Origin of the sequence: Marinobacterium halophilum, from assembly GCF_003014615.1 — a bacterium.
Lineage (GTDB): Bacteria > Pseudomonadota > Gammaproteobacteria > Pseudomonadales > Balneatricaceae > Marinobacterium > Marinobacterium halophilum.
This window is the reverse complement of record NZ_PYGI01000002.1, coordinates 74,474-91,334: the sequence shown is the minus strand read 5'-3', so window position 1 is coordinate 91,334 and position 16,861 is coordinate 74,474. Positions and strand designations below refer to the sequence as shown.

Here is a 16,861-nt window from a genome sequence, read left to right as displayed (position 1 = left end):
GCGATGGGGAAGCTTCACGTTGAGAGCCCCGGCTCCAGCTGCCTTACAAACCGCCGTGGTTGGCACATTCGGGGTTCTCTTGGCCTTGATGCTGAGCCTGACGCTGGGCGAGTCAGGACTTTCTCCTGCTCGCCTGATTCAAGCTTTGCGTGGAGAGGCTGAACCCTATGAACAGTGGTTGCTGTGGCAATCCCGTTTGCCCAGGGCGCTCTGTGCACTGGGAGTGGGTACTGCGCTTGGGGTAGCCGGAGCGGTTTTCCAGAGCCTGAGCCGTAACCCTCTGGGCAGTCCGGATATCATTGGCATCAATGCCGGGGCCAGTGCGGGTGCGGTGCTTTGGCTGCTGTTCCTGCCTGGGCTGTCGGTTGCCTGGGGCGCTTTGGCGGGTGCGGTGTGCGTGCTCCTGTTGCTGCTGCCGGGGCTGGGGCCTCAGGGGCAACTGTCGCGCAGTCTGGTGCTCATGGGCGTGGCGATCAATGCTTTTGCCATTGCAGTGGTGCAGTTTGCCCTGACGCTGGTGCAGCGTGAGCAGGCGCAGCAGATGTTGGGCTACCTGGCCGGGGGTCTGGTCCATCGGGACTGGCAGCAGGTCGCCTTGATTGGATTGATACTGGCAGTGGCATTGCCGGGGCTGTTGTTATTAAGCCGTCGCCTGGGGCTGCTGGCGTTGGGGCGAGATATGGCATCGAGCCTGGGGAATCCTCTGCGCTCAACGCAGCTGACGGCACTGATACTGGCCACTGTTTTGGCCTTGGGTGCAGTACTCTGTGCCGGCCCTGTGGCTTTTGTGGCTCTGGTAGCACCGCATCTGGCACGCAGGCGGGGGCAGCAGTTGGCGCTGTTGCGCTCAGGTTTGATTGGTGCCCTGTTGCTGCTGAGTGCAGATACGCTAACCCTGACGTTACCCGGGACTCAGCGGCTGCCGGTTGGAGTGCTAACCGCCATGCTGGGCGGTGCCTATCTGGCCTGGATTCTGTTTGCCGAGCTCTTGCGACGTAAGACCAAACAGCAGATGCCTGGTTGAACGATGATCAAAACAGGTCAAGCATAGGAAAAACTCAATGACATCCGACATATATAGTGACTGTATTTTGCAGGGGCGGGGGCTACATCTGCACTATGCCGGTAGAGCCGTGATAGCCGGGTTGGATATTTACATACCCCGTGGACAGCTGACGGTTGTGCTGGGGACTAACGGTTGCGGTAAATCCAGCCTGCTGAAAATACTCAGCCAGGTGTTGCCGCCCAGCAAAGGGCAAGTGATGCTGGATGGCAAAGTGTTGGCGGACATGGGCAGCAAGGAAAGAGCGCGGCAGTTGGCGCTGTTGGTGCAAAAGCCTGAACTGCCGGATGGGATTGATGTGCAGGAGCTGGTCAGTCGGGGGCGTTATCCGCATCAAAGCCTATGGCGGCAGTGGTCAGAGGACGATGAATATGCCGTTGCCCAAGCGCTGGTGGCCACCGGACTAACTGACATGGCAAGACGAGAGGTCTCCAGCCTGTCGGGAGGTCAGCAGCAGCGGGTTTGGTTGGCATTGGTGCTGGCCCAGCAAACCGAAGTGCTGTTGCTGGATGAGCCCACATCTTTCCTGGATATTCGTGCCCAATTATCGGTCATGGATTTCTGCCGGGCGCTGAGGCTGCAGGGCAGAACGCTGGTGTTGGTGCTGCATGATATCAACCAGGCCCTGCGTTATGCCGACCACCTGTTGCTGATGCGAGAGGGGCGAATATTGGCCCAGGGAGCCCCCGAAGCGTTGATTTGCGAACAGGTGTTGAAAGACGTGTTCGATCTTGATGCGTGTATTATTCAGGACCCCGAAGCAGGCTGCCCCATGCTAATCCCCAGGGTTGATCAGTATGATCATGCTTGGGGCGTCACGCAGCAGCCTGGATACAAATAGTATGGATACATACCTATGAAATAAAGAAGATGATAATCATTTAGATTTGTATTTGGGTTGTGGGCTGGCTAGTATGGACTGTTGAATTGTCCCCCCCCATCTTCAGTGTTGTACTCGCCCATGCATGATAGTTATTTCCAAGAGCCGCTGGATGCTCGAATCTTTACCGATCAGGACTTGCTGGCGTTTGGCAAGCGCTATGCTCTGGATTACCGTTTCCCTGACCGCTACCGTTCCGGCAATATCATGCGGGGCTGGGTGGAGGAATTTGGCTTGCGCCCAGGCATGCAGCTGGTTTACTCCAATGTTCAGGTGATGGAATCCTATGAGTCCAGCTCGCTTGACCCTGCACCACTGAACATTATTATCATCCTGCAAGGACATGTCAGTCTGACACTGGGTAGCGAGGTCATCGAACTCTCAGAGCGGATGGCACTGACCCTTTGCCTGGAGAAAGAGGTGGCGTTTGCTGCCTTGCAGCAGGCTGGGCAGAGTCTCAGGGTGTTAACCCTGAGCCTTGATCATCAAGCACTGGAACAACTTCAGGCACCCACCCGTCGAGGAAATGGCTGGTCTGCCTGGCGATTGCCGCCACATATCTATCAGGGATTGATGTTGTTTCGTAACGACATGAGCCAGTCGCAGCTCTATCTGGAGGGCCTGAGTTTACAGATACTGTCGCAAGGGCTAGTGCTCGATGATACATCCACGGCCTCAACTAATGTCCGTATACCCCCTCAAGAGCGTCTACGTTTGGAACGCGTTCGGGAACTGATAGTCACCCACCCGCAAGGCGAATATAGCCTGAGCGAACTGGCACAGGCTGCAGCCATGAGCCCGAGCAGCTTGCGCAGCAAGTTCAAAGCTTGCTATGGGCAAACCCTGTTCGACTTCCTCAAGCACAAGCGTTTGCAAATGGCCCGTGACTATCTGCTGAGAGGGTATAGCGTACAGCAAGCGGCTCATTTCGCTGGCTACAGTTATGCCACCAATTTCACGACGGCTTTCCGCAAGCATTTTGGGGTCGCGCCGAGTTCCCTGATTCGCTGATTGCGTCGCTGTTGAATAGGCATTCTGTCATCTGGCATAGCTCAAGTGCCAAAGAATGCTAAAGAATAACCATTCCCATTTACGGCTGCTTTTGGCTTGGCATCTTAAGCGATGCGGAGTGCAAAACATGACCTTATTCTTTGTGGTTTGGAGAAGTATCAACATGTTCCTTGACTCTTTTACATTACGTCGAGCTGGCCGATTCAGCTTGTTGACTGTGCCGCTACTGCTTAGTGCTTCTGTTTCTGCCGAAGGAGTACAGCTGGAGCAGGACACCCTGGTGGTTACCGGGCGTCAGTTGTCGGCTGATTCTGAACAACGCGACAGTTATGCACCTGGTGCCAGTACCACGGCCACCAGCTTGCCCCTGTCCATCAAGGATACGCCCCAGGCTGTTAGCGTTATTACACACCAGCAGATCAAGGATCAGGGGTTGGTAAGCAGTGGCGATATTTTGCACCGTGCGCCCGGTGTCTCGATGACACGCAGTGACAGCAACCGTTTTAACTATTCGGCCCGCGGTTATGCTATCAGCACCTATCAATTCGATGGTCTGATGACGCCGATTCAGGGCTATTGGAACTTTGGTGATACGGACTGGGACAGTGCCATTTATGACCGTATCGAGGTGGTACGTGGAGCGACCGGACTTCTGACCGGCGCCGGGGATCCCTCTGCCAGTGTCAACTTCATTCGCAAAAAGCCGCTGCCGGATTTTGCCGCACGTCTCAGTGGTGATATCGGCCGTTGGGACAAGCGGCGCCTGATGGCCGATGTCTCCACTCCTTTGGGGGATTCTGGCCAGACAGCCGCACGTTTCGTGGCTGTGCGTGATAGTCAGGACACCCATGTCGACAAGATGGAGCATGACAAGGAAACCTACTACGGTGTTATCAACTCGCAGCTGACACCCGCTACGGATGTCAGTCTGGGGGTTGAGTACCAGCATAACCAGACCGATGGCGCTGGTGGCGGTTTTCCCATGTTCTATGCTGATGGCAGCCTGACCGACTTCGATCGTTCCGCGGCCAACAACACCGATTGGTCTCGCTTTTACAATGAAACCACTCGGGCGTTCATCGACGTGAATCATTTTCTGGATAACGGCTGGCGCCTGAGGGGGGCCTATAGTCATGACGATGGTCAATATGGTTTGACCTATCTGTTCCGCGGTGGTTTTCCCGATCGGAATACAAGTGAAGGCATGTCCGCGTACTTCGCTAATTACCAGGGAGAGCGTAGCCGCCAGGATCTGCACTTCACGGCGGAAGGACCTTATGAACTCTTTGGTCGTGAGCATGAAGCCGCCTTTGGCTGGGTGCGTACTCAGGATGATCTGGATATGCGTTTGGCCGCTCCGGCCGGAGCGGCTCCGGGCATTGGTGGCTATTTCGATGGCAAGGGCGACCCCGTTGCTGAGCCCGAGTGGGGGGCGCATGCCAGCGTCGACGACAGCTCGCTAGTTCAGAGCGGTGCCTATGCAGTGACGCGCTTGTCATTGGCCGACCGCTTGCATCTGATTGCCGGTGTACGGCTCAGTGACTGGGAACTTGATCAGGTATATTTCGGTGACCATCGCCAATATTCCTATAGCAATGAACTCACGCCTTATGCTGGCCTGGTATACGATTTTGATGACCGTTTCAGTGGTTATGTAAGCTATACCGAGCTTTTTCAGACGCAGAATGTACGTTCAACCGACGGCTCTCTGCTGGATCCGATTACCGGGCGCAATTACGAAATCGGTTTGAAAGCATCTCTGGCAGAGGAACTTGACCTTAACCTGGCAGTATTCCGCAGCGAGCAGGATGGTCTGGGTGAGGCTATTCCGGGGCAGATCGTGAATGGTCGCCCAGACACTCAGGCCTATCGTGCAACGGAGGGTGCGACAGTGGAAGGCTTTGAGGCCGAGCTGGTCGGACGCCTGGCGCCGGGCTGGAATCTCAATGCAAGTTATACCCTGGCGAGTCCCAAAAGTGCCGAGGGCGATCGCATGAACGCTTCGCATCCGCGTCAACAGGCGAAGCTGTTTACCAGCTATCAATTTGCCGATGACTGGCGCGCGCTGCGAATGGGGGGTGGTGTGCGCTGGCAGAGTGAAATCTACCGTGATACCCGTGGACCGGCAGGTACAACGCGAGTGAGCCAGGGAAGTTATGCGGTGGTTGATCTGATGGCGCGCTACGAGTTCTCGCCGGACCTCAGTGCCCAGCTGAACCTGAATAACCTGTTCGATAAGGAATACTATGATCAGGTAGGTTTCTACAGTCAAGGCTGGTGGGGCGCGCCGCGCAGCCTGCGCCTGTCTCTGAGCTATGACTTCTAACGGATGTTCGGATCAGAACTGCTGAGCGGAAGACCGGTTAAAGACCGGTCCTCCGCGTTTAGAGCGTCCAGCCGTTGGTGGCGTTGGCGTTTGCGGTGCTGGCGTAGTTCAGTTCGTACAGGGGGTGACGGCCACCGAACTAGCTACTGATTGTATCCCATATCACGAACAGGGTCTGGTCGCCGGCTTCCTGGCCGTAACGGTCGTTGATGCCTCGGAAATGGTCGATGTTGATGTGAATCTTTTCTGTTGCATGATGGCGTTACTCAGGCAATATTAGTCTCGAGCGGTTGAGGAAACCGGTCAGGCCGTCATGGGGCGCGTGGTTGGACCGCTCCGATTGGCGAGCCTGCTTGGTGCGATCGATGACACGGGAGCAGGAAAAAAGTGCGTCAGCAATAATCAGGAAGATTAGCAGCTGGTACAGCCTGTCGAGTTAAGGAGTGCACGCTGTATCGGCGCCAGACTGGTTTCAGATATGCCGCATAGTTGGTTGCGCTCATTGAAGAAGGTTGCCGTCCGATAGGGAGTCCCATCGTATTCGTGCACGATGGCAACAGACTTGCTCAGAGCCTTGACCCGGTCAACCGCCAAGCCCAGTTCGGCTTCAGGGACCAAGTGGTTGATTTGGCGCTGCTCCATACTGATCGGGTTTTGGGCATAGGATTCGGCTGGGTCACCATCAGTGGAGTTGAACTGCATATAACCATCAGCTTTGAAAAGCATAGCGCTGTCGTAGGGGGCCGTCATGGAATTTATCGGCCTTTGATCCCTGCGGTCATAACCGCAACGATGTCGCCTTCAGTCAGCTGTATTCGGGTTTTTATGGTAAGTCTCATGGCTGGCAAAGATGGATTGCCAGCGGTGACTGAGGATGATGCTAAGCAAGACGGCACCGCCCACCAGAATAATCCAAAACAGTGTCCACAGATTACGCTTCAAAACGGCCATGAAAGCCCTCGGTTAGATCCTTATAACGCTGCTGTGCAAAAATCCATTGCGCGGATAACGTTGGGTAATATGAACACAAGCGTATGCTAAAGCCAATTGTCCGCCGTCAATGGTATCAGTTACACAGCGCAAACAGCTGGGCACGGCTGGAGATTCCCAGTTTTTCATAGGCTCGTTTGCGGTATGTGATGATGCTGCTGACGGCGACATCCAGCTCGGCAGCGATCACTTCATTCTTCTTGCCACGTAGAACCGCACGGCAGACTTGCTGTTCGCGCTCTGACAAGAACGCCAACGGGCCTTCGAGACGCAGGCGCTGGTTCAGCTCAAAATGTTTGCTGACCAGAATGCTGATCAGGGCGCAGACGCTGCGGCTGAAGGTTACATCATCGAAGCGTGGGTCAAAACCGGGGTCGCGCCGGTAGAGGTTGATGTAGTAATTGCCCTGCTCGGTGCCACGCAGGATCGAAATCTTGTCGGTGAAGCCTGGAGTCTCGAAAAATTCCTTGCGGTAGTGCAACCCCATATTGCCGCTGACCGAGTTGAAACGCACCACTTCAACATTACCGGGGGCGAGGGTCTTGAGGGTGTTGAAATTGGGGTCATGAAGGTAGTGCCGTTCACTGACATAAGCTTCGGCCAGGCGCTTGCCGGAGGCTTCGCGGGCGTAATCCTTGTAGATCAGTGTGGACACCTGCTGCCCGTCCGAACAGTAAAAAACCATGCACTGTTCGGTGCCGAATTCCTGCTGCAGCCAGTCGAGAAAGTGTGCGTAGAAACCGGTGGTGCCCAGTTTTTCCAACACGTTAAGTACTAGGCCGGACGGTACCCAACCGAGCGTTATACGCGGCGTCTTGTCGATATCCAGCATACTTTAGAAGTCTCTGGTCGTGCAGCGTATTCGAGCAAAAACGCTGCTATGGTAAATGCTTTCTCATATTATAACTTGAGGGAGCACTGTCGGTAGCAGGCGTTACAGTACCATCAGGAAAGGTACTGTAACGACGGCCCAGGTGAAATAGAACCAAATCCAATATATGAAAAACAGAATAATCGGCATCAATGCAGGGATGAACAACCACATTGATAATGATGGTGGTTGGGAGGGCGGGCCGTACCGGTTGATGTCGTTATCGCCCGGGACCAGTGCAAGCAGTATGTAGATCAGAGGGCTGGCTAGCGGGTTCAGGGAAATCAGTGACCACAGGCCACTGACTCCGGCGTCACGGTAGCGTTGAGCGATAAATTCTAAGCTGACGATATTGAGTACAACCAAGGCTGCAAGAGTGATGATGATGGTTTGAGTTCCTGTCATTTCGACGAGTAGCATGGCAAGTTCTACCGGAACAAATATCATCAGGAACCTTCTATTCAAACAGGAGAGAAAGCGCAGACGACCAAGCCGTTCGAACCCGTAGATAAAATCCTTTTTCATGTGAATATCCTTTCAGGCTAGGGTATCGTGGCGAGCTTAGCGTACAGGTTTTTGTTTCGCCAGTACTCCGATGACCGAGGCTCAAGTTGTGCGTGAGCATTGGTGCAGGGCCTTCGTCAGGTTGATATTATCGGGGGTAAATATTCCTCATAGTCGTTGTAAAAGGATCCCGCCTCGATGACATTTCTTGAACTGCTCGGTGTAATGGTGAAACGTAAAGCCTCAGATCTTTTCATTACTGCTGATGCACCGCCGTCCTTGAAAATAAATGGCGAGATCAAACCGTTTAGTCAGAAACCGTTGAATGAAAAAACAGCTGTTGCGATAGTGCTTAGTTCGATGAATGATGAGCAACGTCAGGAATATGAACGTGAGTGGGAGTGCAGTTTTGCTGTGCATTTTCCGGCTCTCGGTCGTTTCCGTGTCAGTGTGTACAAGCAAAGGACACTGCCGGCGATGGTTGTGAGGTGTATACAAAGAGTGATTCCTAGCCCGGAAGATCTCGACTTGCCTCCGGTACTCAAGCAGTTGGTGAGTGCGAAGCGGGGGTTGGTATTGTTGGTCGGGAGTACATCCACGGGCAAGTCGACGTCACTTGCATCCTTGATCGATTACCGCAATCGGACACAGTCAGGGCATATTATTACGATCGAAGACCCTATCGAATTCATACATACCCATAAAAAAAGCATAATCGCTCAACGAGAGATTGGTATTGATACGGTTTCGTTCGAACGGGCCTTGCAAAATGCTTTGCGTCAGACACCGGATGTTATATTGATGGGAGAGATTCGCAGTGCCGATGTGATGAAACATGCATTGTCGTTTGCCGAGACGGGGCATCTCTGCTTGGCTACGCTGCATGCAAACAATGCGAATCAGGCGTTGGATCGAATACTGTCGTTTTTTCCTCCAGAACAACACGCAAAAATCTGGATGGACTTGTCTTTCAATCTCAAGGGTGTAGTGGCGCAAATGCTACTGCCTTCACTTGATGGCAAGACGCGTCGTTTAGCCGTCGAGGTGATGCTGAATACTCCCTTGGTCAGGGAATTGATCCGCAATGGTGAAATATACAAGATCAAAGACGTGATGAAAGTAGCGGCTGACGTTGGAATGCAGACCTTTGACCAGGCACTCTTTAAACTGCATCAACAAGGGCTGATCAGTTATGAAACGGCACTTACACATGCAGATTCCGAGAATGATCTGCGCTTAATGATCAAACTGGCAGATTCATCGGCAAGTATCGATGATGGACATACCTTGAATGCAGTCAAGGCGGATCATGGTGCGATACAGCAGAAAAAGCCTATGGGCAAAGGGTCCGGCACGGCAACAGGTTTTACATTTTTGCCAGATATGCCGGTTAGCTCGGCGCCTTTAATCCAGGACAGGAAGCAATACGTGGACCAGCGCTTTGATATATTGCCGGAAAACAAAAGTTCAAAGGATTCCGGGTAACGAGGGGACGGGATACCGTAGGTCCTGCACCGCCGTCTCTTTCGGTGCCGGCGGTATCCCGGGTGACCGGCCCGAAGGCCGATCCAGTTGGAAAACCGGTGGGCTTACTGTGCCGCCAGTGTGCTCAGGACCTTTTTGAAGGTCGCCAGCTCGTCTTCGCTGAAGCTGCTGAATTTCTTTTCCTGCTCTTCGTCAGACAGACGCCACAGGGTTTCAGCCTGCTCGATACCTTTTTCGGTGATGCGGTAGCAGTCGTCGGCAAAGGTGATCAGACCCTTGCGCTGCAGAATCTCGGCTGCTTCGGTTACTTCGAGGTCTGGCATGTTGACCTCTTTGAGCAGTTCCTTGCGGCACAGGCTCGGGGTCTGCTGCAGTACCATCAGCATGCGTGCTTCGCTGGTGCGCAGGCCAGTCGACAGCTGCAGCGGTGCATAGTCGGCCTGGTAGCTGCGTACGGCCTGGGTCATCAGGTAGTACAGGTTGTTGCTCAGGCGGCCTTCCAGTTGTTCGACGGCGGCCGGCTGATCATCGGTCTTGGCCGGGAAGCGGGAGTGCGGCATGACCACAGAGTAGCTGCCCTGATGGTAAACCAGCGGGGCGCGGCCGGCATCTTCAAAGGCTACAACCTTGCCGATCAGAATCCAGTGATCGCCGCCGTCGAGAGTCTCGTAGGACTCGCACTGGAAGCAGGCCGCAGTGTCGTTCAGCAGCGCTGCGCCGCCAAGGCCTTCCTGGTAGTCAACGTCGGCAAACTTGTCGTCGCTCGGACGGGCGAAGTGGTTGGAGACGTCGATCTGGTCAGCAGCCAGGATGTTAACGGCGAAGTGGGTCGCTTCTTCAAAAATTTTGCAGCTGCCTGAACGCTTGTCGATGCTCCACAGGATCAGGGCCGGTTCCAGAGAAACCGAGTTGAAGCTGTTGGCGGTAACGCCGGTTTTTTCACCGGATGGTGTGGTCGCGGTGATGACGGTGATGCCGGTCGCAAAGTTGCCCAGCGCACGACGGAAGGCTTTGGGGTCGAATTCAGTGACTTGATTGCTCATAACAGCACCTGGATATTGGGTTCTATGATGTGACAGCAAAACCGCGCGCGCGGGCAGACAAGCAGGTAGCAGTGCATACCGGCGGGTTTTGCAGACGGTCCCTGTAAAAACGGGACGGGGCGCACATCCGCAGATGCGCACCCGGGGACATGCCTTGTCCAGATGGGATTAGAGCAGGGAAGGATCCGGCTCCAGACCCAGCAGTTCGCGACCGATGATCTGGGCGCAGACATCATAATCGGTGTACGCGTGGGCAGCGGTCATGTTGGATTCGCGCCACAGACGCTGGCCTTCACGGTCCTGCATCCAGTTGGAGGCGCCCATAACGGCCCACAGACGGTTAACGGCTTCAACACACATTTTGATGGCGTAAGCCTGGTTGGTACGCCAGTGCGCCAGCGTGTAACGGTCCGGGTATTCGTGACGCTCGCCGTATTCCTTGTGCTCGTTCCAGGTTTTTTCCAGGTAGGCACGAGCGGCGCAGACCTGCTGGTATGCTTCGGCAACACGCAGGATCGGCGGGATAGACTCTTTAACCTGCGCACCGGTGTAGGCACGAACACGGTTTTTGGTCATTTCCTTGTATACGTCGATCATGCGCTCGGCAACGCCCAGGCTCATCGCTGCGAAGCCGCAGGCGAAGTAGGGGCGGTACGGCGTGTGGTAAATCTTGCTGTCCGGGTACAGGGCGCGGCCAACATGGCGACCTTCCATCATGTCCTTGGCGGCCTGGATACGGTGTTCCGGTACGAATACGCCGTCGATGTGGGCGGTTTTGGTGCCGCTGCCGCACATGCCGGCAGAGTACCAGTCATCAATGATGGTGAAATCGCTTTTCGGGATTACGGCGAAGCTGTAGATCTTCTCGCCTTCATCATTGAAACGGTTGAAGCCGACAATGATCCACTGCGCGTGGTCGATGCCGGAGCTCCAGCGCATGTCGCCGGTGAAGATGATGCCGCCTTCGGTTTCTTCGTGCTTGCCAAACGGTGCGATCGAGCTGGAGGCTACAACATCCGGGTTTTCGCCCCAGAACTCTTCCTGTGCTTCTTTACCGAACATGGCCATCTGGTGATTGTGCGTACACAGCAGGCTGTAAGCCCAGGCAGTAGAGCAGCAGGCTCCCGCCAGTGTCGCGATGCACTCGGTGAATTCCGGCAGGCTCATTTCCAGGCCACCGTAGGCTTTCGGCAGGAAGGCACGGTTCAGACCGATGCCATGCAGCATTTCAATGTTTTCCTGCGGCACTTTTCGCAGCTCTTCCGCCTTGTTGGCGTTGGCGCGAATGGCGGGCAGAATCTCTTTAAGTTTATCGAGCATCGGGGTGTGCATAGTCATCAGGATCTTCTCTCTTCTAATATTCAGAATCTGTTGCCGCAGCGAAGTGAAGCTGTAAATGAACTGCGTAACGAAATATTGACCCGCTAGGATGTCATCGATTATGCGGAGTAATACCGATACAGGAAATGTAAAAATCTTGTTAATTATTGCACTTTTCTGTATTTCTCCCCCCACATTGCTGCGGGGGATATATACAGTATAGCCAAGTCGATTCAGCTCGATTGGCGGCTGCGGGTCAGGGCCAGTGCCAGCAGTGAGCCGATGCCGGTCACACCAATGATCAGGGTCATCGGTAACGGAGAGCCGTCATGCAGCGCGCCGGTCAGCGAGCTGGCGACGGCCCCCAGGCCGAACTGACATGCCACTGCGAGACCGGCAGCGGCACCGGCCTGTTGCGGATAATGTGACAGCAGGCTGGCCATGCAGTTGGCTCCCATCACCCCGGTGACGCTGACATACCCAAGCAGGCCCGCCACGATCAATGGCAGTCCGCCGAGTCCGGTCATCCCGGCCAGGAGCAGCACCAGTCCCGACAGAGCGGCAAGCAGGGCACCGGCAATCAGCAGTTTCTGTGTGCCCAGCGTGCCGACGTACCGGGCATTGAGGCTGACCAGTACAATAATGCCGCCGATATTAAGGCTGAACAGCCAGGCGAACTGCTGGGCCGAGAGACCGAAATATTCGATATAGACGAAAGATGAGGCGGTGATATAGGCGAACATGCCGGCAAAGGACAGTGCCATGCACAGGATATAGCCGACGGCGACCGGCTGGCGAATGATCTGCACATAGGCCTTGAACACCGCCAGAATACTGGCGTTGCGAGAGTCGCCATGATGGGTTTCGGGGATTTTCCAGAGGCTGGCCAGCAGCATGATGGCGGCAAATGCGAACAGCACTACAAACAGCGCGCGCCACTCGGAGATCAGAATCAGATAGCCGCCCAGCAGGGGGGCGACCAGCGTGGCGATCATGGTGACCAGGTGCATCAATGACAGCACGCGTGCGGCTTCGTTGAGCGGGAACAGGTCGCGGACAATCGCACGAGCCAGCACCGAGGCGGCCGCTGCGCCGAGTGCCTGCACAAAGCGCCAGGCAATGAGGTGATCGGCACTGGCAGCAAAAATGCAGCCGATGCTGGCGGCCATATACAGGGTAATACCGCCCAGCAGCAGTTTGCGGCGGCCGAACTTGTCTGACAGCGGGCCGTAGAACAGCATGCCGATGAACAAGCCGACCAGAAAAGTACTGATGGTGAGCTGGATACTAGATTCGGGAGCGTTCAGGTCGGCGGCGATCAGCGGCAAGCTGGGCAGATACATGTCGATCGAGAGCGGGCCGAAGGCGACCAGAGCGGCCAGCAGTATTATCAAGCGGTGAGGGTTGGTGACCGATGACATCGGAACCTCCGGTTTCATGGCAAAACGGCCTGCATCAGCAGGCCGTTGGAGTCGGGCGAGTCACGGTATCGTTAAACGCGGCTTGAGCCCGGTGCAAACGTTGTGGTGATCGAGGCCTGCGGACCCGGTACCTTGTCGCCGCTGACCGGTGATACCGGGAATACGGCGTTGATCTGGCCGGTGCCGGAGCTGCCGAAGTACGGGGTCAGTACTTCCGCTTTCTGGTCGTACTCGGACCAGCCCAGTGCACCCAACAGCATCGCGGTGTCGTGCATGAAACCTTCGCCGTGACCTTTTACCGCGTATTCAGGCAGCATTTCGCAGAAGTCTTCCCACTCGGCGTTTTCCCACATCTCCACGACCTGGTGGTCCAGGCGTTCCAGGAACGGTGACCAGGTGCGTGTCGCGAAATCCGGTGCCTGACCGTTCTGGGCGAAACGGTGCGACAGGGAACCACTGGCCAGAATGGCGACAGTGCCGTCGTAGTTCTCTTCGATCGCCTTGCGCATGGCCCAACCCAGGCGTGCGCTGTCGTTCAGGTAATGAACAGTACACATGGCGGACACCGAGATCACCTTGAAGTGACGGTCTTCGTTCATGTAGCGCATCGGTACCAGAGTACCGTACTCCGGGTCAAGGGAGGTCTTGTCGTGTGCCAGCGTTTCCACGCCCTGCGCATTACACTCGGCGGCCAGCAGTTGGCCCAGTTCCGGGTTGCCGTCGTACTCGAACTCCATGTTGGAGATGAAGTGCGGCAGTTCACCACTGGTGTAGTTGCCTTTGAAGTGAGCACCACAGTTGATGTGGTAGCTGGCGTTCACCAGCCAGTGGGTATCGAATACCACAATGGTATCCACGCCCAGCTCACGGCAGCGACGACCGATTTCGATGTGACCGTCGATGGCGGACTGACGGAATCCTTTTTTCGGGCCGTCCAGCTCCGACAGATACATCGAAGGGACGTGTGTGATTTTTGCAGCTAACGCGAGTTTACCCATAAGGCTTTCCTCTTCTATTTATTCCGGAAACTCATGCGTTTCCGGTCAAGCATGAGGCGTGGATGCCGAAGCACCTACGCCGGATCAATGTGGCTGCGCCGTGCTCGCCAGGCGTGCCAATGGGCCAGCAGGGCGATGACCGGTGCCAGCAGGATACAGCTGAACAATGTGGTCAACCCCAGCTCCATCAGCCAGGGCACCAGCTGGGCGATGGCGGCACCGCTTAGCAACTGGATAAATCCCATCAGTCCGGAGGCTGTGCCGGCAGAGCCGGTGGCACAGCTGATCGCCGCCGACTGGGCGTTGGGTTGGCTCAGCCCGCGGCCAAAGGTGACTAATGCCATCGGCAGAAACAGACTGGCAAAACTCAGCTCCGCGTACAGTGCGGTCAGTAATAATATGGCTGCACCGCCGAGTGACAGGCCGTTGCCCAGCAGGACCATCTGGTCGATGCTGAAGTGGCGAGCCAATCGGGTCGAACTGAAGCTGCCCAGCATGAACGCCAGAGAAACAGCCAGAAACCAGAGGCCGAAGTCCGCCGAGTTGCCCTGCAGCTGGTTAACCACAATATAGGGGGTGCTGCCCACAAACAGGTAGAACGCACTTGCGACGGCTGTCGTGGACACGGCATAGCCCAGATATTGTCCAGAGCGAAGTACTTCGCCATAGCGGCGGAAAATGCCGGTCAGATGCAGATTTTCGCTTCTGTCCGTGCAGGTTTCCGGCAGCAGCTTGAGTGCGAACAGCCAGACCGCAGCACCCATCAATACCGACAGGTAGAACACCGCGTTCCAGCTGCTCCACAGGTTGAGATATCCCCCCAGCGTCGGTGCGATCGATTGTGCGATCGCAATCGCCATCACCACATAACCCATCTTGCCTGCAGCACCGGCACGGCCATGTACATCCAGAATGATGGTGCGGGCCAGTACCATGGCGGTGCTGCCTCCCAATGCCTGCAGGACGCGCCCGGCGATCAGCCATTCAACGCCACTGGCCTGTGCGGCCAGCAGGCTGCCGGCAACGTGCAGGCCAAGACCGCTGAGCAGCACGGGACGGCGACCGAAAAAATCAGCCAGCGGCCCCGAAATCAATTGGCCGAAGGCCAGCGTCAGCAGGTAGGCGGTGAACGTGATCTGAATGGTGGCGATGTCGACGTGCAGTGCCTTCGCAGCATCCGGCATCGCCGGTACGAACGCATTCAGCGCCAATGGACTGGCCATGGCGATGAAGATCAGCAGGGTGAGGGAGGGTTGATGTCTCAACGGTCGACCTGTTCAGCCAGGGCTGCAGGGGCCAAGGCCCCCGCAGCAATCACTTATTTGGGTTCGCGGATGACCAGCAGGCGCAGTTCGGTCATGTCTTCGATGGCGTAACGTACACCTTCACGCCCCAGACCGCTGTCCTTCACGCCGCCGTACGGCATGTGGTCGACACGCCAGGACGGTACGTCACCGATGACAACACCACCCACTTCCAGCTCGTTCCAGGCTTTCTGGATCTTGTAGATGTCACGGGTGAAGATACCGGCCTGCAGGCCGAAATCGGAGTTATTCACCTCTTCCAGTGCGGCGTCGAAATCGCTGAACTTGGACAGAATCGCGACCGGACCGAAGGCTTCCTGGGTGTTCACGTTCTGGTCGGCAGCCACGTTTTCCAGCAGGGTGGCCTGCAGCATGGCACCGTCGCGTTCGCCACCGGCCAATACGGTTGCACCGGATGCTTTGGCTTCCAGTACCCAGTCGTGCAGGCGAGTGGCTTCCTTCTCGGAAATCATCGGGCCGATGAAGGTGTTTTCGTCTTTCGGATCACCGGAAACCAGTGCATTGACCGCTGCTGCCAGCTTGTCGCGGACTTCGTCGTAATGAGTTTCGTGAACCATGATGCGTTGCACGCTGATGCAGCTCTGGCCGGACTGGTAGTACGCGCCAAACACGATGCGGGCAACTGCATCGTCGAGGTCGGTGCCTTCGTCAACGATGCAGGCCGCGTTGCCGCCCAGTTCCAGTACGACCGGCTTCTTGCCGGCCTTGGCCTTGAGCTGCCAACCCACATCAGGGGAACCGGTGAAGCTCAACAGTTTCAGGCGGTCGTCGGTAGTGAACAGGTCGGCACCGTCACGGTGGCACGGCAGAACCGAGAACGCGCCCTTGGGCAGGTCGGTTTCAGCCAGGATTTCACCGATGATGATCGCACCGATCGGGGTCAGACTGGCGGGCTTGAGGATGAACGGGCAGCCTGCAGCGATGGCCGGAGCCACTTTGTGTGCCGCCAGATTCAGCGGGAAATTGAACGGCGAGATGAACGAGCAGGGGCCGATCGGCACACGCTTCCACATGCCGGTGTAGCCTTCGGCGCGCGGAGTAATATCCATCGGAATCACTTCACCACCGATACGGACCGCTTCTTCAGCGGCGATGCGGAAGGTGTCGATCAGGCGGGTCACTTCGCCACGGGCATCCTTGATCGGCTTGCCGGCTTCGATGCAGAGGGCAACGGCCAACTCTTCAAAACGCTCTTCAAAACGCTTGACGCAGTAGTTGAGGATGTCCTGACGCTTGTAGGCCGGCAGCTTGCGCATCGGCTCGGCAGCGGCATCGGCAGCAGCGATCGCCTGATCAATCGCAGCGGCATCCGCCATGGCGACACGCGTCGCAACTTCACCAGTGAACTTGTCATACACCGCCAGATCCTGGTTCGGTGCATGCGCTTCGCTTGCCAAATAGTAAGGGTAGGATGCTTGCAGCATGAGATGGGTCTCCGCCTGCTTAATGTTGGATTATCAATTCGCGTATTGTCTGCGTTCAGAATAGCGTAGAACGCATGTGAAAATATGTCATTCGCCCAGGCCAACAGCCGAGTCAGGACTTTGTTAACATGTTAACTAATGCTAGTTAACATAGTAACTAATGTCAACGGCTCCCCAAAGAGGTGCCGTTCAACAATAGG

At 55.9% G+C, this 16,861-nt stretch carries 16 protein-coding genes; 5 read left to right on the top strand and 11 right to left on the bottom strand.

What is annotated here, in order from left to right; all coding sequences use genetic code 11:
• The first annotated feature begins 88 nt into the window (after positions 1–88).
• From CLV44_RS01740 to fauA, 4 genes are all read left to right on the top strand, one after another.
• Positions 89–1,024: a FecCD family ABC transporter permease gene (locus CLV44_RS01740; protein ID WP_245912573.1), complete on the top strand. Its 936-nt coding sequence runs from the start codon at positions 89–91 to the stop codon at positions 1,022–1,024.
• Positions 1,025–1,061: 37 nt separating this feature from the next.
• Complete coding sequence (locus CLV44_RS01735) at positions 1,062–1,904, top strand: ABC transporter ATP-binding protein (protein ID WP_106590387.1); 843 nt, start codon at positions 1,062–1,064, stop codon at positions 1,902–1,904.
• A 120-nt stretch (positions 1,905–2,024) separates the two neighbouring features.
• Positions 2,025–2,954, top strand: coding sequence for a helix-turn-helix transcriptional regulator (locus CLV44_RS01730; protein WP_106590386.1), 930 nt, complete (start codon positions 2,025–2,027; stop codon positions 2,952–2,954).
• 163 nt (positions 2,955–3,117) lie between these two features.
• Positions 3,118–5,280: a TonB-dependent alcaligin siderophore receptor FauA gene (fauA, locus tag CLV44_RS01725; RefSeq protein ID WP_106590541.1), complete on the top strand. Its 2,163-nt coding sequence runs from the start codon at positions 3,118–3,120 to the stop codon at positions 5,278–5,280.
• A gap of 139 nt (positions 5,281–5,419) precedes the next feature.
• On the opposite strand, the gene CLV44_RS17685 is transcribed toward fauA, so the two are convergent.
• The 5 genes from CLV44_RS17685 to CLV44_RS01705 all read right to left on the bottom strand — a co-directional run bounded on the left by CLV44_RS17685 (position 5,420) and on the right by CLV44_RS01705 (position 7,666).
• Positions 5,420–5,521 carry a diguanylate cyclase domain-containing protein gene (locus tag CLV44_RS17685; RefSeq protein ID WP_106590540.1) on the bottom strand — a complete coding sequence of 34 codons (102 nt, stop codon included), beginning with the start codon at positions 5,519–5,521 and terminating at the stop codon, positions 5,420–5,422.
• A 170-nt stretch (positions 5,522–5,691) separates the two neighbouring features.
• The gene (locus tag CLV44_RS01715) at positions 5,692–5,982 is read right to left on the bottom strand and encodes a hypothetical protein (protein WP_146139971.1); all 291 of its coding nucleotides are present in this window, start codon (positions 5,980–5,982) and stop codon (positions 5,692–5,694) included.
• A gap of 99 nt (positions 5,983–6,081) precedes the next feature.
• Complete coding sequence (locus CLV44_RS17290) at positions 6,082–6,231, bottom strand: hypothetical protein (protein WP_170069234.1); 150 nt, start codon at positions 6,229–6,231, stop codon at positions 6,082–6,084.
• A gap of 115 nt (positions 6,232–6,346) precedes the next feature.
• Entirely contained in the window at positions 6,347–7,102 is a 756-nt protein-coding gene (locus tag CLV44_RS01710) for a LuxR C-terminal-related transcriptional regulator (RefSeq protein WP_106590384.1), read from the bottom strand.
• A 102-nt stretch (positions 7,103–7,204) separates the two neighbouring features.
• The gene (locus CLV44_RS01705; RefSeq protein ID WP_106590383.1) at positions 7,205–7,666 is read right to left on the bottom strand and encodes a DUF805 domain-containing protein; all 462 of its coding nucleotides are present in this window, start codon (positions 7,664–7,666) and stop codon (positions 7,205–7,207) included.
• 177 nt (positions 7,667–7,843) lie between these two features.
• Between CLV44_RS01705 and CLV44_RS01700 the strand changes: the two genes are divergently transcribed.
• Positions 7,844–9,130: a PilT/PilU family type 4a pilus ATPase gene (locus tag CLV44_RS01700; RefSeq protein ID WP_106590382.1), complete on the top strand. Its 1,287-nt coding sequence runs from the start codon at positions 7,844–7,846 to the stop codon at positions 9,128–9,130.
• Positions 9,131–9,234: 104 nt separating this feature from the next.
• Here CLV44_RS01700 and CLV44_RS01695 read toward each other — a convergent pair whose 3' ends face one another.
• From CLV44_RS01695 to CLV44_RS01670, 6 genes are all read right to left on the bottom strand, one after another.
• A complete protein-coding gene (locus CLV44_RS01695) occupies positions 9,235–10,173 on the bottom strand; it encodes a p-hydroxyphenylacetate 3-hydroxylase reductase component (protein ID WP_106590381.1) in 939 nt (312 codons plus the stop codon).
• Between the two features lie 168 nt (positions 10,174–10,341).
• Positions 10,342–11,511 (bottom strand): p-hydroxyphenylacetate 3-hydroxylase oxygenase component, encoded by a 1,170-nt coding sequence (locus CLV44_RS01690; protein WP_106590380.1) that lies wholly within the window; start codon positions 11,509–11,511, stop codon positions 10,342–10,344.
• A 215-nt stretch (positions 11,512–11,726) separates the two neighbouring features.
• Entirely contained in the window at positions 11,727–12,932 is a 1,206-nt protein-coding gene (locus tag CLV44_RS01685; RefSeq protein ID WP_245912564.1) for a Bcr/CflA family multidrug efflux MFS transporter, read from the bottom strand.
• A 53-nt stretch (positions 12,933–12,985) separates the two neighbouring features.
• The gene (gene hpaD, locus CLV44_RS01680) at positions 12,986–13,912 is read right to left on the bottom strand and encodes a 3,4-dihydroxyphenylacetate 2,3-dioxygenase (RefSeq protein ID WP_106590378.1); all 927 of its coding nucleotides are present in this window, start codon (positions 13,910–13,912) and stop codon (positions 12,986–12,988) included.
• Positions 13,913–13,986: 74 nt separating this feature from the next.
• Entirely contained in the window at positions 13,987–15,177 is a 1,191-nt protein-coding gene (locus tag CLV44_RS01675) for a multidrug effflux MFS transporter (RefSeq protein WP_106590377.1), read from the bottom strand.
• Between the two features lie 53 nt (positions 15,178–15,230).
• Positions 15,231–16,661 carry an aldehyde dehydrogenase family protein gene (locus tag CLV44_RS01670; RefSeq protein ID WP_106590376.1) on the bottom strand — a complete coding sequence of 477 codons (1,431 nt, stop codon included), beginning with the start codon at positions 16,659–16,661 and terminating at the stop codon, positions 15,231–15,233.
• Positions 16,662–16,861: the final 200 nt, after the last annotated feature.

Coding starts and splice junctions, on each gene's coding strand:
- CLV44_RS01705 (WP_106590383.1), bottom strand. CDS start 7,666: ATGAAAAAGGATTTTATCTACGGGTTCGAACGGCTTGGTCGTCTGCGC.
- CLV44_RS01740 (WP_245912573.1), top strand. CDS start 89: ATGCTGAGCCTGACGCTGGGCGAGTCAGGACTTTCTCCTGCTCGCCTG.
- CLV44_RS01710 (WP_106590384.1), bottom strand. CDS start 7,102: ATGCTGGATATCGACAAGACGCCGCGTATAACGCTCGGTTGGGTACCG.
- CLV44_RS01700 (WP_106590382.1), top strand. CDS start 7,844: ATGACATTTCTTGAACTGCTCGGTGTAATGGTGAAACGTAAAGCCTCA.
- CLV44_RS01670 (WP_106590376.1), bottom strand. CDS start 16,661: ATGCTGCAAGCATCCTACCCTTACTATTTGGCAAGCGAAGCGCATGCA.
- CLV44_RS01715 (WP_146139971.1), bottom strand. CDS start 5,982: ATGCAGTTCAACTCCACTGATGGTGACCCAGCCGAATCCTATGCCCAA.
- fauA (WP_106590541.1), top strand. CDS start 3,118: ATGTTCCTTGACTCTTTTACATTACGTCGAGCTGGCCGATTCAGCTTG.
- CLV44_RS01735 (WP_106590387.1), top strand. CDS start 1,062: ATGACATCCGACATATATAGTGACTGTATTTTGCAGGGGCGGGGGCTA.
- CLV44_RS01730 (WP_106590386.1), top strand. CDS start 2,025: ATGCATGATAGTTATTTCCAAGAGCCGCTGGATGCTCGAATCTTTACC.
- hpaD (WP_106590378.1), bottom strand. CDS start 13,912: ATGGGTAAACTCGCGTTAGCTGCAAAAATCACACACGTCCCTTCGATG.
- CLV44_RS01695 (WP_106590381.1), bottom strand. CDS start 10,173: ATGAGCAATCAAGTCACTGAATTCGACCCCAAAGCCTTCCGTCGTGCG.
- CLV44_RS01690 (WP_106590380.1), bottom strand. CDS start 11,511: ATGACTATGCACACCCCGATGCTCGATAAACTTAAAGAGATTCTGCCC.
- CLV44_RS01685 (WP_245912564.1), bottom strand. CDS start 12,932: ATGAAACCGGAGGTTCCGATGTCATCGGTCACCAACCCTCACCGCTTG.
- CLV44_RS17290 (WP_170069234.1), bottom strand. CDS start 6,231: ATGGCCGTTTTGAAGCGTAATCTGTGGACACTGTTTTGGATTATTCTG.